This window comes from Pseudomonas sp. BCRC 81390 (assembly GCF_030341915.1).
In the GTDB taxonomy this organism is placed as follows: domain Bacteria; phylum Pseudomonadota; class Gammaproteobacteria; order Pseudomonadales; family Pseudomonadaceae; genus Aquipseudomonas.
The window spans coordinates 23,825-44,047 of sequence record NZ_JATAAG010000066.1; the positions used below are offsets into that span (position 1 = coordinate 23,825).

At 64.9% G+C, this 20,223-nt stretch carries 15 protein-coding genes and 1 pseudogene; 9 read left to right on the forward strand and 7 right to left on the reverse strand.

What is annotated here, in order from left to right:
• Positions 1-11: 11 nt before the first annotated feature.
• On the reverse strand, positions 12-1,400 hold the full coding sequence (locus tag QSV36_RS16780) for a NorM family multidrug efflux MATE transporter (protein ID WP_289133418.1): 1,389 nt from the start codon (positions 1,398-1,400) through the stop codon (positions 12-14).
• 154 nt (positions 1,401-1,554) lie between these two features.
• Here QSV36_RS16780 and QSV36_RS16785 point away from each other — a divergent pair, with 154 nt between their 5' ends.
• From QSV36_RS16785 to QSV36_RS26120, 3 genes and pseudogenes are all read left to right on the forward strand, one after another.
• The gene (locus QSV36_RS16785) at positions 1,555-2,481 is read left to right on the forward strand and encodes a LysR substrate-binding domain-containing protein (RefSeq protein WP_289133419.1); all 927 of its coding nucleotides are present in this window, start codon (positions 1,555-1,557) and stop codon (positions 2,479-2,481) included.
• Between the two features lie 167 nt (positions 2,482-2,648).
• Positions 2,649-3,689, forward strand: a pseudogene (locus QSV36_RS26115) (Cache 3/Cache 2 fusion domain-containing protein); the annotation flags it as partial.
• 135 nt (positions 3,690-3,824) lie between these two features.
• On the forward strand, positions 3,825-4,547 hold the full coding sequence (locus QSV36_RS26120; RefSeq protein WP_437179847.1) for a methyl-accepting chemotaxis protein: 723 nt from the start codon (positions 3,825-3,827) through the stop codon (positions 4,545-4,547).
• Positions 4,548-4,588: 41 nt separating this feature from the next.
• Here QSV36_RS26120 and hglS read toward each other — a convergent pair whose 3' ends face one another.
• Positions 4,589-5,983: a 2-oxoadipate dioxygenase/decarboxylase HglS gene (gene hglS, locus QSV36_RS16795; protein ID WP_289133421.1), complete on the reverse strand. Its 1,395-nt coding sequence runs from the start codon at positions 5,981-5,983 to the stop codon at positions 4,589-4,591.
• Positions 5,984-6,124: 141 nt separating this feature from the next.
• Positions 6,125-7,015, reverse strand: coding sequence for a LysR family transcriptional regulator (locus QSV36_RS16800; protein WP_289133422.1), 891 nt, complete (start codon positions 7,013-7,015; stop codon positions 6,125-6,127).
• Positions 7,016-7,150: 135 nt separating this feature from the next.
• Here QSV36_RS16800 and amaB point away from each other — a divergent pair, with 135 nt between their 5' ends.
• Together amaB and amaA are read left to right on the forward strand one after the other, a co-directional pair.
• Positions 7,151-8,641 carry an L-piperidine-6-carboxylate dehydrogenase gene (gene amaB, locus QSV36_RS16805; RefSeq protein WP_289133423.1) on the forward strand — a complete coding sequence of 497 codons (1,491 nt, stop codon included), beginning with the start codon at positions 7,151-7,153 and terminating at the stop codon, positions 8,639-8,641.
• A 166-nt stretch (positions 8,642-8,807) separates the two neighbouring features.
• Positions 8,808-10,094 carry an L-pipecolate oxidase gene (gene amaA / locus QSV36_RS16810; protein ID WP_289133424.1) on the forward strand — a complete coding sequence of 429 codons (1,287 nt, stop codon included), beginning with the start codon at positions 8,808-8,810 and terminating at the stop codon, positions 10,092-10,094.
• 38 nt (positions 10,095-10,132) lie between these two features.
• Here amaA and QSV36_RS16815 read toward each other — a convergent pair whose 3' ends face one another.
• Positions 10,133-11,560, reverse strand: coding sequence for a mechanosensitive ion channel family protein (locus QSV36_RS16815; protein ID WP_289134197.1), 1,428 nt, complete (start codon positions 11,558-11,560; stop codon positions 10,133-10,135).
• 301 nt (positions 11,561-11,861) lie between these two features.
• Here QSV36_RS16815 and ycaC point away from each other — a divergent pair, with 301 nt between their 5' ends.
• The 4 genes from ycaC (at position 11,862) to QSV36_RS16835 (ending at position 16,237) form a co-directional block, all read left to right on the forward strand.
• The gene (ycaC, locus tag QSV36_RS16820; RefSeq protein WP_289133425.1) at positions 11,862-12,491 is read left to right on the forward strand and encodes an isochorismate family cysteine hydrolase YcaC; all 630 of its coding nucleotides are present in this window, start codon (positions 11,862-11,864) and stop codon (positions 12,489-12,491) included.
• Between the two features lie 115 nt (positions 12,492-12,606).
• Complete coding sequence (locus QSV36_RS16825; protein WP_289133426.1) at positions 12,607-13,173, forward strand: antibiotic biosynthesis monooxygenase; 567 nt, start codon at positions 12,607-12,609, stop codon at positions 13,171-13,173.
• Positions 13,174-13,211: 38 nt separating this feature from the next.
• A complete protein-coding gene (locus QSV36_RS16830; RefSeq protein ID WP_225779736.1) occupies positions 13,212-14,030 on the forward strand; it encodes an alpha/beta fold hydrolase in 819 nt (272 codons plus the stop codon).
• Positions 14,031-14,395: 365 nt separating this feature from the next.
• Positions 14,396-16,237 carry an amidohydrolase gene (locus QSV36_RS16835; protein ID WP_289134199.1) on the forward strand — a complete coding sequence of 614 codons (1,842 nt, stop codon included), beginning with the start codon at positions 14,396-14,398 and terminating at the stop codon, positions 16,235-16,237.
• Positions 16,238-16,403: 166 nt separating this feature from the next.
• On the opposite strand, the gene QSV36_RS16840 is transcribed toward QSV36_RS16835, so the two are convergent.
• The 3 genes from QSV36_RS16840 to QSV36_RS16850 form a co-directional block, all read right to left on the reverse strand.
• Positions 16,404-18,002 carry an MFS transporter gene (locus tag QSV36_RS16840; RefSeq protein ID WP_289133427.1) on the reverse strand — a complete coding sequence of 533 codons (1,599 nt, stop codon included), beginning with the start codon at positions 18,000-18,002 and terminating at the stop codon, positions 16,404-16,406.
• A gap of 1 nt (position 18,003) precedes the next feature.
• Complete coding sequence (locus QSV36_RS16845; protein ID WP_289133428.1) at positions 18,004-19,266, reverse strand: OprD family porin; 1,263 nt, start codon at positions 19,264-19,266, stop codon at positions 18,004-18,006.
• Between the two features lie 83 nt (positions 19,267-19,349).
• On the reverse strand, positions 19,350-20,207 hold the full coding sequence (locus QSV36_RS16850; protein WP_289133429.1) for a LysR family transcriptional regulator: 858 nt from the start codon (positions 20,205-20,207) through the stop codon (positions 19,350-19,352).
• Positions 20,208-20,223: the final 16 nt, after the last annotated feature.

The following is a 20,223-nucleotide window of genomic DNA, read 5'->3' on the forward strand; positions in this document are numbered from 1 at the left end:
AGCCCCAACGGTCATGCAGACACTGCAGACCTGCCAGTCAGCCCGGCCTTCCCCAGCAGCCGCTTCATCCGCCACTCAAAGCCAAAGGTCAGGGCCACCGCCGCACACGCCAGCCCCAACGCCAGCCCCCACCACACCCCGACCGCGCCACCGCCCAGGGTAAAGGTGAACAGCCAGGCGCTCGGTGCCCCCACCAGCCAATAGCACACCAGCCCGATCAGGAAGGTGGTCTTGGCGTCCTTCAGCCCGCGGATCGAACCCATGGCAATGGTCTGCATGCCGTCGAACAGCTCGAACCATGCCGCCACCGCCAGCAGCTGCACCGCCAGCTGGAAGATCGCCGCGAAGGCCGGGTCGTTGCGGTCGATGAACAGCCCCACCAGCGCATCGGGCAGGAGCCAGAACAACGCGGCGAAGGCAAACATGATCATCGCCCCGAAGCCGATGCCCACCCGCCCGGCGCTGCGCGCCGCCAGCAGGTTGCCGGCGCCGAAGTACAGCCCCACCCGCATGGTCACCGCGTACGACAAGCCGGTCGGCACCATGAACGCCGTGGAAACGATCTGCAGGGCGATCTGGTGCGCCGCCAGCTCGGTACTGCCCAGCACACCCATGCACAGCGCGGCGAAGGCGAACAGGCCGACTTCCACCATGTAGGTACCACCAATCGGCAGGCCGAGCCGCCACAGTTCGCGCAGGGCCGGCAGCGACGGGCGCGACAGGCCCTTGCGCAGCGGGTAGGCGGCATAGGCCGGGTGCCAGCGGATATACAGCGCCAGGGCGATGGCCATGCCCATAGACACTACTGCGGTGACCAGGCCGATGCCCATCAGGCCCAGCTTGGGCAGGCCGAACATGCCTTCGATCAGCGCCACGTTGAGCAGGTAGTTGAGCACCGTGCCCACCAGGCTGATGATCATCACCGGGGTCGAGCGGCCCAGGGCGCTGGTGAAGCCGCGCAAGGCCATGAAGGTCAGGTAACCGGGCAGGGCGAGGGGCAGCAGGGTAAGGAATTCGGCGGCCGAAGCCACGTTTTCCGGTTTTTGCCCGAACAGCAACAGCACCGGCTCGAGGTTCCACAGTACCAGCCCGGCGCACAGCGCCAGGCCCCAGGCCAGCCACAGGCCGTTCTGCGCCAGGCGGGTGGCACCCTCGATGTCGTTGGCACCCTTGCGGATCGCCACCAATGTGCCGACCGCAGCGATCACGCCCAGGCAGAAGATCGACACGAACGAATAGCTCGCCGCACCCAGGCCACCGCCGGCCAGTGCCTGCGGGCTGATGCGCGCCATCATCAGGGTGTCGGTGAGCACCATCAGCATGTGCGCCAGTTGCGAGGCGATCAGCGGCCCGGCCAGGCGCAGCAAAGCCTTGAGTTCTGTAGTGGGCGCGACGTGCATGGGACGGTCCTTTTTCCTGGGGCGATCAACGAAGGGCGATTCTGAGGCTTTGGTCAACTTTGCACAAAAGGATAAAAGCGATCGTTGGCATGAGTTCGACTCATGCATATATGCTTGCCGGTGATCCTTTCCCAGCCCGCATGGCAGGTGCCTCATGTCACGTCAGCTCCCACCGTTGTATGCCCTGCGCGCATTCGAAGCTGCCGCCCGGCTGAGCTCGTTCACCCGTGCCGGTGAGGAGCTGTCGATCACCCAGAGCGCGATCAGCCGGCATATCCGTACTCTGGAAGACCATTTCGCCTGTCGCCTGTTCCTGCGCAATGGCCGCAGCCTGCAACTGACCGAAGCAGCGCGGGTGCTGCTGCCAGGCGTGCGGGAAGGCTTCGCTGCGCTGGAGCGGGCCTGCGAGAGCTTGCGTGGCGAGGACGGCATCCTGCGCATGAAGGCGCCTTCGACCCTGACCATGCGCTGGCTGCTGGCGCGGCTGAGCCGCTTCCGGCACCTGCAACCCGGCAACGAAGTGCAACTGACCAGTGCCTGGATGGACGTTGACCATGTGGACTTCAGCAACGAACCGTTCGATTGTGCGGTGCTGCTCAGCGACGGCGTGTTTCCGCCGGACTGGGAGGTGCGCCGGTTGTTCGCCGAACTGCTGATCCCGGTAGGGGCGCCGGACCTGCTCGCGGATGGACCATGGGACGAACGACAGCTGGCCGGTATCGAGCTGCTGCACCCGACGCCGGACAAGCGCGACTGGCGCGCCTGGCTCGAGCGCATGGGCCTCGGCGACCAGGTTTCGCTAAAGGGCGGGCAGGTATTCGATACCCTGGAACTCGGCATGATCGCGGCCGCGCGCGGCTACGGCATCTCCATGGGCGACCTGCTGATGGTTGCCGAGGACGTGGCCCAGGGGCGCTTGAGCCTGCCGTGGCCGACCGCCGTTCCCAGCGGCATGGACTATTACATGGTGTGGCCGCGCACCCGCCCGGGCGGGGAGCGCTTGCGGCGCTTGAGCAGGTTCCTGCAGGACGAAGCGGCGGCAGTGGATCTGCCCGATGTGCAGATCCTGCCGGCGCCTTGAGTGGTAGGCGCAAAGGTTTGCGAATATCCCGGTCCGACACTCAAGTATTCCCCGGCGACGCCGATCAAGTGGCACCAGCGTCCCGGAAGAGGGCGCGCTTCCCGACGACAACAAGCGGGTGGCCTACGTGATCAGGACGATCCCGGCCTCTTGCCAGGAGCTTGACCATGTCTCAACCGCGTGCCCGAATCGCCTCGCAACTGGGGGTTGCCCTCGCCATTGTGCTGGCGCTGGTGATTTCCGGCAGTACCCTGTTCGCCTTGCGCTCGCTGGACGATGCCAACCTCGCCACCCGCCAGGCCCACCTGGCCAGCGAGGCGCGTTTGCTGGCCGACCAGCTCGACACCTTCCACGGCTCGCTCAAGGACAACACCCAGCGCCTCAGCGGGCTGTTCGAGCGGCGCTTCGCCTCGGGCCTGTCGCTGCATGCGGGCGAGACCGTGCAGGTCGCCGGCCAGGCCACGCCTGCCCTGTACCTGGGTAACCAGCTGCTGAACAACGACTTCCAGCTGGTCGACGATTTCCAGCAGATGACCGCTGGCATCGCCACGCTGTTCGTGCGCAGCGGTGACGATTTCGTGCGCATCAGCACCAACCTGAAGAAGCAGGACGGCAGCCGTGCCATCGGTACCCTGCTCGATCGCCAGCACCCGGCCTATGCCCGGTTGTTGGCCGGGCAGATGTATGTTGGCCGCGCCGTGCTGTTCGAGCGCAACTACATGACCCGCTATGTGCCGGTGACCGATGCCAGCGGCCGGGTGATCGCCGTGCTGTTCGTCGGCTTCGACTATACCGACGCGCAGAATGCCCAGTTCGCCAACCTGGCGCGCTTCCGCATTGGCCAGACCGGCTCGTTGGCCTTGCGCGACGAGAAGGGCGCCTGGCTGGTGCCACCGGCCAATGCCGACCAGCAGTTGTACAGCGCCACCGCCCCCTTCGCCGAAGGGCCCTGGACCGTGGTCGCCAGCATGCCGATGGCAGAGATCCGCGAAGTGACCTGGAGCGTTGGCCTGCGCCTGGCCGTCGGCAGCCTGCTGGCGATGCTGCTGGCTGTTGCCGCCACGCTGTGGCTGTTGCGCCGCAAGCTGCGCCCGCTGGATGACCTGGTGCGCCAGGCAGAAGCGCTTGGGGCGGGAGACCTGGGGGCACGCCTGAGCGTGACCAGCGATGACGAGATCGGCCAGCTGGCACGCAGCTTCAACAAGATGGGCGAAGCACTGGCAACCATGGTCGAGCACATCCGCGGCGCCTCCGAGCAGGTCAGTACCCGTGCTCGCTCGCTGGCTGGCCTGTCGGCCGGCGCGTGCGAGGGCATGGACCAGCAATCCGGTGAAATCACCAGCATGGCCGGCGCGGTGGAAGAGTTCAGCGCCACCTCGATGAACATCGCCGACAACATGGCCGGCACCGAGCGCATGGCCCGTGACAACGCCCAGCAGACCCGCATCGGCCGCAATGCCATGGACGAGGCATCACGCTCGCTGACGCAGATTGCCGAGGCGCTTGGCGGTACCGCTACGGTGATGGACAGCCTGGGCGCCCGCTCGCAGGAAATTGGCGGCATCATCAGCGTGATCACCGCGATCGCTGAGCAGACCAACCTGCTGGCTTTGAACGCTGCCATCGAGGCGGCCCGTGCCGGCGAGCAGGGGCGTGGCTTTGCCGTGGTGGCCGATGAGGTGCGGGGATTGGCTGCACGCACCCGTCAGGCCACGGACGAGATTTCCAGCATGATCACCAGCATCCAGCAACAGACCGGGCACGCCATCACCACGTTGGAGCAAGGCAACCAGCTGATGCAGGAAGGCCTGGAACGCAACGACAAGGTGGCCCAGGCGTTGGCGCGTATCGACGAGCAGAGCCGTGCGGCCGGTGAGCAGTTTGCCGTGATCAGTACCGCGACTCAGGAGCAGAGCAGCACCGCGACGGTGCTTAGCCGCAACCTGCAGAGCATTGCCCAGGCCAACGGCGAACAACGCGAGGTGGCCAATGAACTGGCCTTCACCGCGCGTGAACTGGAAGGGTTGGCGGCACAGTTACGCCAGGAAGTGGACCGCTTCCGCTGAAACCGCAGGGGGCGCCCGGCGCCCCCCGGTAATCTGAATCCTTACATCGCACCCAGGTTCAATGCCTGCGCACAGGCCTGCAGCGACCGCCGCTCGCTCAGTGCATACAGGGCCAGCTCATCCTGCACCTGCATGCCCAGCGCCGCTTCGAACGCAGCCCGGTTGGCATTGCTGCCGTACTCGGTGTGCGCATCGTCACCCAGGTTGGACTGGAAGATCCCAGCCGCACTCACCGGCAGGAAATCCTCGTAAACCAGCGCTTCATAGTGCACATGACCCGCTTCGATCAGCCCTTCCAGGGTGCTCGGGCGGGCATCCTGGTCACGCGCGGCCAGGCCTTTCTCGGTGGCGAAGTAGCGGAAATACGCTAGCCCCTGCTGGCGCATCTGTGCCAGGTCGTCAGGGAATTCGGCAAAGTTCTCCTTCAGCAGCGCCATGTAGCGTTCGGCATTGGCCTCGGCCGGCACGCCACCCAAGGCGGCCCGAGTGGCATCGAGCAGCTTGTCGTACAGCTGGCGGCCTTTCGGTGTCAGGGCCGCACCGCGCTGTTCGATTTCGCCGAAACGCGCGGTGTGGCTGCCTTCGCTGCCCTGCTGGTCGCTGAAGGCGACCTTTTCCTGCAGGGCCTTGAAGCTGGTCTGGCGCAGCAGGATCGGATGGCGGCGGGTAGGCGGGCCTTCGACCACAGCCTTTGGCGGGATGCCCTTGGCCGGCATGCCGGCCTGGATCGCATCGATGTCCAGCGTGCGCGGGGTCAGGTGGTTGATGTGCGGGCCCTTGAAGGCCACCACGTCGGCGATCAGGCGATGCTGGTCGTGCAGCTGCTGGTACTGCTCGGCAGTCACGGTGGCGTCATGGTGCCAGCGGAAAGTATGCAACGCTTCTTGCACGAACGCCTCGGCATCTGCCGCGTTCAGGCCACCGTCACGTTCGCATTGGGCGATCAGTTCCAGGGCGCGGTCGGTGAAGATCTTGCGTTTGGCCAGGATGTTCTCTGCCAATGTACGCAGCTGCGGATTGTCGATCAGTTCCAGGCGCAGCAGCGAGGTGAACACGCGGAACGGGCTGACGTGCAGCGACTGCTCATGCACTGCGCGGAAGGCGGTGGAGTGAACTGGCACTCCGGCGGAGCTGAGGTCGTAGTAGCCGACCGGCTGCATGCCCATCACGGCGAAGAGGCGGGCAATGGTTGCCAGCTCTTCAGCAGTGCCGACGCGGATGGCCCCGTGGCGCTCCTGGTCCAGCCGTTCGATCTCGCCTGTCCAGCGCAGGGCCTCGGCGACTTCAGGTTGCCGGGCCATGACCTGCTGGTTGATTTCGCTCACCAGCTCCAGCAGCGTGCCGTACAGGGGCACTTCCTGTTTGTACATGAGCGACATGGCGGCGGAGAACTGCGCGCGGATGTTGTCGGGGCTGACGAAATCGTGGGCGGGCATCGCTAGCTTCCATTGGTTGGGTTCGGACGCTTACATGAAAGCGGGGAATGCACTTGGCTTACAAGCGAAAAAAAGTGAGTGTGTCATTCCTTTTTTGATCGACCTGAAGGGTGCTGGGGCCGAAAGGCGGCCCTGGCGCTCTCAATCCGCCAGCTGCTCGCGAATCCACTCCACCAACGCCCGCACCTTGGGCACCTCCGCTGCATGCTCGGCATACGCCAGGTAATGTGCCCCGGCACTGGGCATTGCATGGTTCCACGGCATTACCAGGCTGCCCTCGGCCAGTTCCTTCGCCGCCAGGTAGCGCGGCACCAGCGCCACCCCGCACCCGGACTGCGCAGCGCTCAAGGCCATATAGAACGTATCGAAGCGCGGCCCGTGGTAGGCGCTCACGCTTTCCAGGCCCAGCTCCAGAAACCATTCGTGCCACGCCTCTGGCCGCGAGGTGCTCTGTAGCAGCACCAGTTCGGCCAGTTGCCCGGCATCGGCCAGTTCGCGGCCGGCCAGCAGCTCCGGTGCGCACACCGGCACCACCTCTTCACCGAACAACTCCACGCAGGTGGCCCCCGGCCAGGTGCCCTGGCCGTAGAAGAACACCACGTCCGCCGAACCCTGCAGCAAGGCGAACGGCTCCATCTCGTTGCGGATGTCGAGGTGGATATTGCCGTGGCGTTTGCCAAAACCCTTGAGGTGCGGAATCAGCCAGCGCACGCCGAAACTCGGCTGGGTGGCTACCTTCAATATCTCGGTCTGCTCGCCGTAGGTGAGCACGTAGCGGCTGGACATGTCGACCTGGGTGAGGATCTTGTTGACCTCGGCCAGGTACAGGCTGCCGGCCGGGGTCAGCTGCAGGCGGCGGCGGATGCGCAGGAACAGGTGGTGGCGCAGCATGTCCTCCAGCTGCGCCACCTGCTTGCTGACCGCGCTCTGGGTCAGGTGCAGTTCTTCGGCGGCACGGGTAAAGCTCAAATGGCGGGCTGCAGCTTCAAAGCACTGCAGGGCGGTCATGGACGGCACCAGGCGTTTGGACATAGCGGTCTCTGCGGCTCAAATCATTACCTGACGGAATGATATGCGGAATAAAGGTCGTTTGTTGTACCTATGTGATCGGATTAATACTGATCCACATCATTTTTCCACCCCATCACCCGATGTAGGAGAAGCACAATGGTTGCTGGATTGCTCGAGCGCCTTGGCGTTGCCGCCGAGGCTTACACCCAGGGCGACTACCCTGTTCACACGCCGATCGACGGCAGCCAGATCGCCTCGGTGAAACTGCTCGGCAAGGCCGAGACCATCGCCCGCATCGACCAGGCGCAAGGCGCCTTCGAAGCCTGGCGCAGCGTGCCGGCCCCGCGCCGTGGCGAACTGGTGCGGCTGTTCGGTGAAGTGCTGCGTGAGCACAAGGCCGACCTCGGCGAGCTGGTATCGATCGAAGCCGGCAAGATCACCCAGGAAGGCCTCGGTGAAGTGCAGGAAATGATCGACATCTGCGACTTCGCCGTTGGCCTGTCGCGTCAGCTGTACGGCCTGACCATCGCCTCCGAACGCCCTGGCCACCACATGCGTGAAACCTGGCACCCGCTGGGCGTGGTCGGTGTGATCAGTGCCTTCAACTTCCCGGTTGCGGTCTGGGCCTGGAACACCGCCCTGGCCCTGGTGGCCGGCAACTCGGTGGTGTGGAAACCGTCGGAAAAGACCCCGCTGACCGCCCTGGCCTGCCAGGCGCTTTTCGAAAAAGCCCTGAAAGCCTTCGGTGATGCCCCGGCTGGCCTGGCGCAACTGGTGATCGGCGGCCGCGAAGCCGGCGAAGCCCTGGTCGACGACCCGCGCGTACCGCTGGTCAGCGCCACTGGCAGCACCCGCATGGGCCGTGAAGTAGGCCCGCGCGTGGCTGCCCGCTTTGGCCGCAGCATCCTGGAACTGGGCGGCAACAACGCCATGATCCTGGCCCCGAGTGCCGACCTGGACCTGGCCGTGCGCGGCATCCTGTTCTCCGCTGTGGGTACCGCCGGCCAGCGTTGCACCACCTTGCGTCGTCTGATCGTGCACCGCTCGATCAAGGACGAAGTGGTTGCCCGCGTCAAAGCCGCCTACGGCAAGGTGCGTATTGGCGACCCACGCAAGGACAACCTGGTTGGCCCGCTGATCGACAAGCAGTCGTTCGATGCCATGCAGGGTGCGCTGGCCAAGGCTCGTGACGAAGGCGGCCAAGTGTTTGGCGGCGAGCGCCAGCTGGCCGACCAGTACCCGAACGCTTACTACGTGTCGCCTGCCATTGCCGAAATGCCGGCGCAGAGCGACGTGGTGCGCCACGAAACCTTCGCCCCGATCCTGTACGTGCTCGCCTATGACGATTTCGAAGAGGCCCTGCGCCTGAACAACGAAGTGCCACAAGGCCTGTCGTCGTGCATTTTCACCACCGACATCCGTGAGGCCGAGCGCTTCCAGAGTGCTTCGGGCAGCGACTGCGGTATCGCCAACGTCAACATCGGCACCAGCGGCGCCGAGATCGGCGGTGCGTTCGGTGGCGAGAAGGAAACCGGCGGTGGCCGTGAGTCCGGTTCGGACGCCTGGAAAGGCTACATGCGTCGCCAGACCAACACCGTGAACTACTCGCGCGAGCTGCCGCTGGCGCAGGGTATCGTGTTCGACTGATGGGTTGATGCTGCATGGCCGGGGGCTTGGCCCCCGGTTCGCGGGCAAGCCCGCTCCCACAGGTCGCCACAGATTTCGAAACCTGTGTACCTCCTGGGGGAGCGGACTTGCCCGCGAATGGGCCCTAACGCGGCCCCAAACAAGAACAAATTGCTGGAGCCGGGCCATGTCCGAACTGCGTCAAGAATGCTTGTGGGAATTTGTCAGCAAACCGAGCGTCGCCGCCCAGGCCCTGGCCGGTGAGCACAAGGCCGATGTCTGCGTGATCGGTGGCGGCATTACCGGCCTGTCAGCGGCCATCCACCTGCTCGAGCAGGGCAAGTCGGTGATCTTGCTGGAAGCCTGGAAGATCGGCCACGGTGGCTCCGGGCGCAACGTCGGCCTGGTCAACGCCGGTACCTGGATTCGCCCTGACGACGTCGAAGCCACCCTCGGCCTGCAGCAGGGCAGCCGCCTGAACAAGGTGCTGGGTGAGGCCCCGGCTGAAGTGTTCGCCATGATCGAGCGCCTTGGCATCGAGTGCCAGGCCCAGCACAAAGGCACCCTGCACATGGCGCACAACGCCACCGGCATCGCCGACCTCGAAGCCCGCCATGAACAATGGCGCCGCCGGGGTGCCGATGTGGAGCTGCTGACCGGCGCCCAATGCCAGGAATACTGCGGTACCGACAAGATCTCCGCCGCGCTGCTCGACCGCCGCGCCGGCACCATCAACCCCATGGGCTATACCCAGGGCCTGGCTGCCGCGGTGGCGCGCCTGGGCGGCAAGCTGTTCCAGCAGTCGTCGGTCGAGGGCCTGGCGCGTGATGGCGATGCCTGGCGAGTGAAGACCGCACGTGGCGCGGTGCGCGCCGACAAGGTGGTGATTTCCACCGGTGCCTACACCGAAGGCGACTGGAGCAACCTGCAGAAGCAGTTCTTCCGCGGTTACTACTACCAGGTGGCGTCCAAGCCGTTGCACGGCGCTGCCGCCGACAAGGTCCTGCCGCATGGCCAGGGTTCGTGGGACACCCGCACCGTGCTCAGCAGCATCCGCCGCGACGACCAGGGCCGCCTACTACTGGGCAGCCTCGGCCGGGTCGACAACAAGCCGGCCTGGTTCGTGCGCAGCTGGGCCGACCGGATTCAGAGCCACTACTACCCCGAGCTGGGCAAGGTTGAATGGGAGATGCACTGGACCGGCTGTATCGACTTCACCCCCGACCACCTGATGCGCCTGTTCGAGCCAGCGCCGGGGCTGGTGGCTGTCACCGGCTACAACGGGCGTGGCAATACCACCGGGACCGTGATCGGCCGAGCGTTTGCCGAGTTCCTGCTGAAGGGCGAGGCGGGCAGCCTGCCGATTCCGTTCTCGCCGATGAAGGGGGTGAGTGCACCTTCGCTGCGCACTGCATTCTACGAGTCCGGGTTCTCGCTGTACCACGCTGGGCAATGCCTGAGGGTCGTGCTGTAAGCGCTACGTCGCGTTCATAGGAGCGTGGCGGCCCAGGCCTACTTGTGCAACCAGCTCAGGAAGCCGCCTTTCTTGATCGAAGCCGGCTTCTGCAGCAACAGCGACTCCCGGCTCTGCCGCCTGAAGCGCTGCAACTTGCCCAGCGCTGCCTGCACCTCGCCACGTTGCACCAGGCAGCTTTTGACCTGTTCCTTGTCGATGCGATACAGCACGCAACTGGTCAACGTACGGAACTCGGCAAACGAGTCGTCCTCGTCGATGATGCCCTCAATTCCCAACACCTCACCGGGCCCCATGCGCCCGGCCTCCACCAGCCTGTCGCCATCACGGATCGACGCCGATACGACGCCGCTGCCAATCACCAGCAGGTGCTCGGATTGCTCACCCACGCCCAGGATCACCTGGTCTGCCAGGTATTCCACTGCCGTCATGCGCTGGCTCAAGGCATCGCGTTCTTCATCGCTCAGCGAACGGAACACCCGCACTTCGTCCAGTACCTCGCGCTGGCGGCTGCGCGGCGGCATGGCCAGGTCAACGTTCCACATCACCCCGCTGGCCTCCAGGTGCCGGTGCGCCAGGTCGAACAGCTGATTGCGCGCATCACCCTTGGCGCCTGCGTCGGCGACGAAGCCGCTGGCCTCGTACTCCACTGACTCCAGCGTCGATGCCTTCACCGCGACCTTCGGCTTTGGCGTGGCAAGAATGGCGCTGACGCCTTGCAAGGCTTTTTCCAGCGCATCGAACACGCGCTTGGGGCGCACCTTGGCCGGTACCACCACGCTGATCGATACGCCATGTACGTCGGCCGGGCGGCTGTGGTTGAGCAGCCGCGCCTTGGCTGCCACCGAGTTGGGGATCACTGCCAGGCTGCCACTGCCGGTGAGCAGGCGGGTAGCCCGCCAGTCGATTTCCAGCACCTTGCCTTCGGTGCCGTCAATCGAGATCGAATCGCCAATCTGGTAGGGCCGCGTGGTGTTCAGAATGATGCCGCTGAACACGTCGGCCAGGGTGCTTTGCAGCGCCAGGCCGATGACGATGGCCATTACCCCGGAGGTGGCCAGCAGGCCCTTCACCGGCAGCTGCAGCACATAGCCTGCCGCGGCGACCACGGCAGCCAGGAAGATCAACGCCCCCAGCACATCCTGCAGCAAGCGCCCGCCATGGCTGCCACGGGCCACCAGCAACAGGCCGAACACCACCGTTACCGTACGCGCGCCGAACAGCCACCAGCCGATGGCCAATACCGTGGCCAACAGGTTGCGTGAGACATCGTCGGCCCAGGGAGGCGGTTGCAGTGGGCTCATGCCGGCGGCCACCAGTACTGAGCTGAACAGCAAGAACAGCACCAGCCGCGCGCCGATGCGCCAGGCCCGGTGCTGGAGGGGAATGAGCTGCCAGAGCACGAGGTCGAGCAGGATCAAGGCGATGCCGAGCAACAGCGGGTATGACTGGATGAACGCCAGCATGAAGGTCTCAGGTGTAGGGGAGGGCTGTGGGTAGTAATAGAGCAGGTTGTCGTTGCAGGCAATGGGCGCCTGCAAACCTGCTCCCACAGGGATCGCGCAAATAGCAAAGCCAGTTCACTGCCTGTGGAAGCGGATTTGGCCGCGAAGTGGCCAACAAATCCAACGCCAATTGATCGTTCATAAAATAGAACGCTAAAGCCAAAAACCGCTATCTACCGCACTAAAGGTGATGGTTTTAATCTTCTCCCATCAACGCGAAACACCCAACTTACTGAACTTCAAAACCTTAGGAGCAACGACCATGACCAACTTCAAATACAACCGCCTGAACAAAGACGACGCCGCTGTCTTGCTGGTCGACCACCAGGCTGGCCTGCTGTCCTTGGTCCGCGATATCGAGCCGGACGCGTTCAAGAACAACGTGCTGGCGCTGGCCGACCTGGCCAAGTTCTTCAACCTGCCGACCATCCTCACCACCAGCTTCGAGCAAGGCCCCAACGGCCCGCTGGTACCCGAGCTGAAAGCGCTGTTCCCGGACGCCCCGTACATTGCCCGCCCTGGCCAGATCAACGCCTGGGACAACGAAGACTTCGTCAAGGCCGTGAAAGCCACCGGCAAGAAGCAATTGATCATCGCCGGTGTGGTGACCGAGGTCTGCGTAGCCTTCCCGGCGCTGTCGGCCCTGGAAGAAGAGTTCGAAGTGTTCGTGGTGACCGACGCTTCCGGCACCTTCAACGCCATGACCCGCGACGCCGCGCATGACCGCATGAGCCAGGCCGGTGCGCAGCTGATGAGCTGGTTCGGCGTGGCCTGTGAACTGCACCGCGACTGGCGCAACGACATCGAAGGCCTGGCGGCGCTGTGCTCCAACCACATCCCGGACTACCGCAACCTGATGACCAGCTACAACGCGTTCAACGCCAGCAAGTAAGCCACGGTCCCGGGCACCGCCAGTCGGTGCCCGGCCAGTGCAGCACACCCGTCCAATCCTCCGCCCGTCCATCGTTGCACAGTGGATGCGGGCAAGCTCATCCCAAGGAACGCCGATGAACACCGCATTCCAAGACAACCGCAATGTGGTGACCCTGGTCATCCAGCACAAGGTCCGCGCCGCGTCGCTGGCCGCCTATGAAGCCTGGCTCAAGCGCACGGTCAGCGCTGCACGGCGGCAACCGGGGCACCTGGACGTCAACGTCATTCGCCCCGACGACGGCGGGTTGCACTTCACCACCGTGGTGCGCTTCGCCGACGCCAGCCTGCTGCAGGCCTGGGTCAATTCGGCCGAGCGCCAGGCACTGGTCAACGAAGTGCTGCCGTTGCTCGAAGGCGGTGACCACACCCAGGTGCATGACGACCCGGAGTTCTGGTTCACCCCGCCGAACACCCGTGCCGCGCAACCGCCGCGCTGGAAGCAGGCGCTGCTGACCTACCTGGTGATCTGCCCGATGACCCTGGTCATTCCACATCTGCTGGCGCCGCTGTTCGCGCGCTTTCCGCAGTTGGGCGGCGCGATCATCGGCAACCTGATCACCAACCTGTTCGTCATCCTGCCCGTGGTGTTCTACATCATGCCCTGGGTCACCCGTCGCTGCGCCAACTGGTTGCGCGGCTGAGCAAGCCTTTACTTCGACATTTTCAAGGAGATACCGACATGAGCACGTTCGTTACCCGCGATGGCACTTCGATCTACTTCAAGGACTGGGGCAGTGGCAAGCCCGTGCTGTTCAGCCACGGCTGGCCGCTGGATGCCGACATGTGGGACTCGCAGATGGAGTTCCTGGCCAGCCGCGGTTACCGCGCCATCGCCTTCGACCGCCGTGGCTTCGGCCGCTCGAGCCAGCCGTGGAGTGGCTACGACTACGACACGTTCGCCGACGATATTGCCCAGCTGATCGAGCACCTCGACCTGCGCGAGGTGACCCTGGTGGGCTTCTCGATGGGCGGTGGCGATGTCAGCCGCTACATCGCCCGTCACGGTAGCGAGCGTGTGGCTGGCCTGGTCTTGCTGGGCGCAGTGACGCCGATCTTCGGCAAGCGTGACGACAACCCACAGGGTGTCGACCTGTCGGTGTTCGAAGGCATCCGCGCCGGTCTGCGTGCCGACCGGGCGCAGTTCATCGCCGATTTCGCCACGCCGTTCTATGGCCTGAACCATGGGCAGCAGGTATCCCAGGGGGTGCAGACGCAGACCTTGAACATCGCGCTGATGGCGTCGATCAAGGGCACCCTGGATTGCGTGACGGCGTTTTCCGAGACCGACTTCCGCCCGGACATGGCCAAGGTCGATGTGCCGACCCTGGTGATCCATGGCGACGACGACCAGATCGTGCCGCTGGAGACCACCGGCAAGCAGGCGGCGGAGCTGATTCGCGGAGCTGAACTGAAGGTGTATGCCGGGGCGCCGCATGGGTTTGCGGTGACTCATGCACAGCAGCTGAATGAGGACTTGCTGGCGTTCCTCCAGAAGTAATTGTGGAAGGCATTCGCGGGTAAACCCGCTACCACAGGGACACCACAGTCTTACAGGCCCGTGATGTCCCTGTGGGAGCGGGTTCACCCGCGAAGCGGCAGCCCAGGCAGCACAAAGCTTGAACAGGGCTAACCTTCTACAACCCACCGCACATCCATCCAAGCCCTGGCCCTGCACTCACCGGCATGCTCCGCAGTTGCGCCTGCCGGCGCCGCCACCAGACGGAGAAGACCATGTCCCAGGACCGCAACGACAAGACCCGTCGCCAGTTCCTCGCCACCAGCAGCGTGCTTGGTGCCGCCGGTGCGCTCTGGTCCGCATTGCCCTTTACCGGTTCCGCTTACGCATCCACTCAAGGAGGTTCCATGACCGCCGACCTGATCCTGTTCAACGGCAAACTGCACACCGTTGATCGTGAAAAACCCACCGCGACCGCCGTCGCCATCAAGGATGGCCGTTTCATCGCCGTGGGCAACGACGCCGAGGCCATGGCCCACAAGGGCGCCTCCACGCAGATCATCGACCTCAAACAGCGCACGGTCATTCCGGGCCTGAACGACTCGCACCTGCACCTGATTCGTGGCGGCCTGAACTACAACCTGGAGCTGCGCTGGGAAGGCGTGCCGTCGGTGGCCGATGCCCTGCGCATGCTCAAGGACCAGGCCGCGCGCACGCCTACCCCGCAGTGGGTGCGCGTGGTCGGTGGCTGGAACGAATTCCAGTTCGCCGAAAAACGCATGCCCACCCTGGAAGAAATCAACCAGGCCGCCCCGGACACGCCAGTGTTCCTGCTGCACCTGTATGACCGCGCGTTGCTCAACCGCGCTGCGCTCAAGGCTGTCGGCTACAGCAAGGACACGCCCAACCCACCGGGTGGCGAGATCCAGCGTGACAAGTTCGGCAACCCGACCGGCATGCTGATTGCCCGCCCCAATGCGATGATTCTCTACGCCACCCTGGCCAAGGGGCCGAAGTTGCCGCTGGAGTACCAAGTCAACTCTACCCGCCAGTTCATGCGCGAACTCAACCGCCTGGGCCTGACCAGCGCCATCGACGCCGGTGGTGGCTACCAGAACTTCCCGGACGACTACCAGGTGATCCAGCAACTGGCCGACAACAACCAGTTGACCGTGCGCATCGCCTACAACCTGTTCACCCAGAAGCCCAAGGAAGAGCTGGACGACTTTCGTAAGTGGACCTCCAGCGTCAAGCTGCACAGCGGCACCGACTTCCTGCGCCACAACGGTGCCGGTGAGATGCTGGTGTTCTCCGCCGCCGACTTCGAGGACTTCCTCGAGCCGCGCCCGGACCTGCCGCAGACCATGGAGCAAGAGCTGGAGCCGGTGGTGCGCCACCTGGTCGAGCAACGCTGGCCATTCCGCCTGCACGCCACCTACAACGAATCGATCACGCGCATGCTCGACGTGTTCGAGAAGGTCAACCGCGACATTCCGTTCAATGGCCTGCCGTGGTTCTTCGACCACGCCGAAACCATCACCCCGCAGAACATCGAACGCGTGCGTGCGCTGGGCGGTGGTATCGCCATCCAGGACCGCATGGCCTTCCAGGGTGAGTACTTCGTCGACCGCTACGGCGCCAAGGCTGCCGAGCAGACCCCGCCGATCAAGCGCATGCTCGACATGGGCGTGCCAGTGGGTGCCGGTACCGACGCCACCCGCGTGTCCAGCTACAACCCATGGACCTCGCTGTACTGGCTGGTCAGCGGCAAGACTGTCGGTGGCATGGAGCTGTACCCTGAAGGCCTCAGCCGCGACACTGCATTGCAGCTGTTTACCCAGGGCAGCGCGTGGTTCTCCAGCGAGCAGGGCAAGAAGGGACAAATCAAGGTGGGCCAGCTGGCCGACCTGGCGGCATTGTCGCTGGACTTCTTCAGCGTCGATGAAGAAGCGATCAAGGGCATCGAGTCGGTGCTGACCGTGGTCGATGGCAAGGTGGTTTACGCCGCGGCCGAGTTCGACAAGCTCGGCCCGCCACAGGTGCCGGTGCTGCCGGAGTGGTCGCCGGTGACCAAGGTGCCGGGCCACTGGCGCGTGGGTACGCCATCGCTGGCAGCAGTGGCGCACCAGTGCGTCGGGCCTTGCGGGGTGCATGCGCACAGTCATGAGAAGGCACGGCATTCGAATGTGCCAGTGAATGACTTCCAGGGCTTCTGGGGGGCGCTGGGTTGTACGTGCTTCGCTTTCTAAGCTGAGCTGATGTGAAGAAGGGGCCAGTATCTGGCCCCTTTTTTTGCTCCTTCAGTGCTGGCCTCTTCGCGGGCTCGCCCGCTCCCACAGGTACACCACAGCCCTCAGGCTTTGTGCGATTCCTGTGGGAGCGGGCGAGCCCGCGAAGAGGCCGGAAAAGCCAACATCAATGGTGAGCCTTGTGCTCCCCTCCAGCCAACAGATGCCGGATCTTCACTTCCACCCCATCGGTCTGCAACATCCGCACTCGGGCCTCGATCTTCAGCTCACCCCGGGTCACCCGGTGGTGGTGCCGCAAATGCTCCAGCCACGACTCTTCAAAAAAGAACTCCAGCCACACTGCCGGATCGGCACTGTCGCGCATCAACCCCCACGACAACGCGCCATTGCGCTTGCGCATCGCCTCCAGCTCCCGCGCGGCCCGCTGGAAGGCTGCGGCCTTGGCCGGTTCGATATGGTATTCGACGGTGACCATCACCGGCCCGTTGTCCTGGTCGAGGTCATCGCTCAGCACCGGCACCGGCCAATGCAGCGACGGTGTCAGCGCTTCGGCTTCGGTTTCCGGCAGCGTCACCCTGCAGGTCAGCAAGGTGCCGAATGCCAGCCCGCCTGCGGCCAGCAGCAAGCTCAAGGTGATCGATGCATGACTGGCCAGCGTGCCCCACAGCAGCCCGCCGGCGGCCATGGCACCAAAGAAGATCAGGATGTACACCGACAATGCCCGCGCCCGTACCCAGGCCGGCACCGAGGTCTGCGCTGCCACCTGCAGGTTGGACAGCACCGCGATCCACGCCGCGCCGCTGAGCAGCATTGCCGGGAGCAGTACATAGAAATTGCGCACCAGCGCCAGGGCCAACAGGAACAGGGCATACAGCAGGCTGGCCAGCATCACCAGGCGGTCGCGATTGATGCGTTCGCGCAGGCGTGGCAGCAAGGTGGCGCCAGCCACTGCGCCAATTCCGATGGCGGCCAGCAGCAGGCCGAAATCTGCTGCGCTGCCACGCATCTCGCCACGCACGATCAGCGGCAGCAGTGAGGTACCGGCACTGGCGCAGAAAAAGAACGCCAGCGCGCGCAGCATCACCGCCTGCAACGGTTTGGCACTGCGGGCGAAACGCAACCCGGTACGCATGGTGCCAACGAAGCGCTCGGCCGGCAGCAGTGGCTCCTTCACCTCGCGTTTCCACAGCAACAACACCAGGATCACGCCGGCGAACGAGATGGCATTCAGGGCAAAGGTCAGCCACGGGCCGACCATGCTCACCACTACCCCCGCCAAAGCCGGGCCGATGGCACGGGACACGTTGATGCCGACACTGGAAAGCGCCACTGCGTTGGCCAGGTCCTGCTTGCCCACCAGCTCCGGCGTCAGCGCGCTCCACGCCGGCATCATCAGTGCCGTACCGATGCCCAGCGCCAGGGTCAGTACCAGCAGCAAGGTGACGTTCATCAGCCCGAGCAAGGTCAGGGCCGCCAGTACAGCGGCCACGCCGGCCATCCACAGTTGTACCAGCAACAGGTAGCGGCGCTTGTCGACGATATCCGCCGCGGCGCCGGCCGGCAGGGCCAGGAAGAACATCGGCAGCGAGCCGGCCACCTGGATCAGCGCCACGTGCAGCGGGCTGGCCGACAGCGTGGTCATCAGCCAGCCGGCGCCCACCTCGTGCATCCAGGTGCCGATGTTCGAGGCGATGGTGGCGATCCACAGCATGCGGAAGGTGGTGTTGCGCAACGGGCTCCAGGCGCCTGAAGGGGATGTGCTCATGTCAGAAGCTGCCTTTGAGTGGGTATTCGATGATCAGGTAGAGGCGATCGATGTCATCGCCGGCCTGGGCCTGGTTGGCGCGGTGGCTGACATGGGAGAGCGACAGGCTCAAGCCCTTGGCGGCGCCCGACTGCACCACGTATTTCAGGTCGATGTCGCGCTCCCAGTGCTTGCCGCCCTTGCCATACTGGCCTACATAGGCGCCGCGCGCCGGGGCGTGGCTGCCGTCGATACCGCGGCCGCTGACGTAGCGGCCCATCAGGCTCAGGCCGGGCACACCGAGGGTGGCGAAATCGAGGTCATGGCGGATTTGCCAGGAGCGCTCGCCAGGGCCGTTGAAGTCGGCGTACTTGATCGAGTTGGCCAGGTAGATGGAGTCGCCACCGACGAAGTCGAACGGGGTGTCGCCTTCGACCTTCTGATAGCCCAGGCTCAGCGCCTGGGCACCGAAGCTGTACCTGGCCAGCAAGCTGTAGGCGAGGGTGTCGATCGCCCCGGCGCTGGCGTTGCCGGTGTCGCGGGTCTTGTACAGGTTACCGTCCAGGCGCCAGTTGCCCTCGGCAAGGTTCAGGTTGAGGTAGGCCTGGCGCCAGGTGTCCTGCAACTGCCCGGCGTACAGCGCAGCGCCGAATGGGCCTGGGGGCGCGAAGGTGGCGCCGGCCAGGCTGATGGCGCGGTTGGCGGTGCTGGCGCCGTAGCCGCTGAAATCATCATGGCTAGCGCTGTTGTCCTGGTTGTTGAAGGCGGTGAAGCGCCCGGCCTGCAGGCGCCAGTCGGGCAGGCTGCGGTTCTCCAGCAACCAGCCGGTGGCGTATTCCGGGTGCAGGCGTTTGTCGGCGGTATCGAACACCGGGGTTTCCACGGTCATCTCGCCGTAGCGCAACTGGGTGTCGCCCAGGCGCAGCTTGAGGGCGGCGCCGGCGCTGGAGTAGCCGGACTCGGCGCGGCCATCACTGTCGCGCGGCAGCAGGCCGGTACCGGCATGGCCGCGACCGCCGTCGAGCTTGAAGCCGAGAAAACCGTGGGCATCGATACCGACGCCGAGGGTGCCCTCGGTGAAGCCGGAACGGATGTCGCCGATGAAACCTTGGGCCCATTCCTGGCGGTAGCTCTGGCTGCTACCGGAGGGCGAGCGGAAGTCGCTGTGCAGGAAGTAATTGCGGCTGAGCAGCGACCAGCCAGCTTCGTCGGCCTGGCTGAGCAGTGGACAGAGGGCAAGGGTGGCGAGCAGGGCGCGGCCTGGTCCGGGGTTGGCGCGGATCATGGGGGCTCCAGCGGGGATGATCCGGGACTATGGATGAAGGATAGGCCAGGGGTCTTGTAAGGGTGTGCTGGAGGGCAGGTGGGCTAGTCAGCGAACGCCTGCACAATCGCTTCGATCACCGCCCGCACACGGGCGGTACGCCGCACGTCCTGATGGGTCACCAGCCAGATGTCATACGGCTTGCCGTGCGCCCACACCTGCTGCAACCCATCCCGCTCACCCAGCGGCACCGGCAATTCGCCTAGCCCGAGCCCGCTGGCCAGTGCCCGGCGCACCATCAATCCTGAGGTGCAGGTCATGGCAATGCGCCCGCGTGCGATCGGCTCACCAGCCAGCATCACCTCCTTGCCGCTGTCCAGATAAGGTTGGTAGACCACCAGCTCATGCCCGGCAAATCTGCTGCCAGGCTCGGGTTCGCCAAAGCGCTGCAGATAATCCCGTGAAGCGAACAGGCCACTCTGCCAGCGTGCCAGCCGGCGCACCACCAGCTCCGGGTTGTCCGGTTTTTGCGTGCGCACGGCAATATCCGCTTCACGCTGGCTGAGGTTGAGCATTTGTGTGGAGGCCTGCAGCTGCACCTCTATTCCAGGATGGTCCATGCGCAGGCGGGCAACGGCGGGGATGATGAAGTCCAGGGCGAAGGAGTCGGTTGTGGTGACCCGGACCACGCCGCCAAGGCGGTCGTCGAGGCCGAGTACCTGCCGCTGCAGGCCGGCGGCGGCAGCTTCCATTTCGACGGCTGCGCGCATCGCCGTTTCGCCAGCGGGGGTCAGCGTATAGCCACTGGCTGCACGCAGGAACAGCGTGGCGTGCAGCGCCTGTTCCAGCGAAGCAAGCCGGCGGCCGACCGTCGCCTGGTCGACACCCAGGCTGCGGGCTGCGCCGCGCAGCGTCCGCTCCCGGCACAGGGCGAGAAAGACACGGGTGTCGTCCCAGTTCATCAGGTTGTCCTCTGTG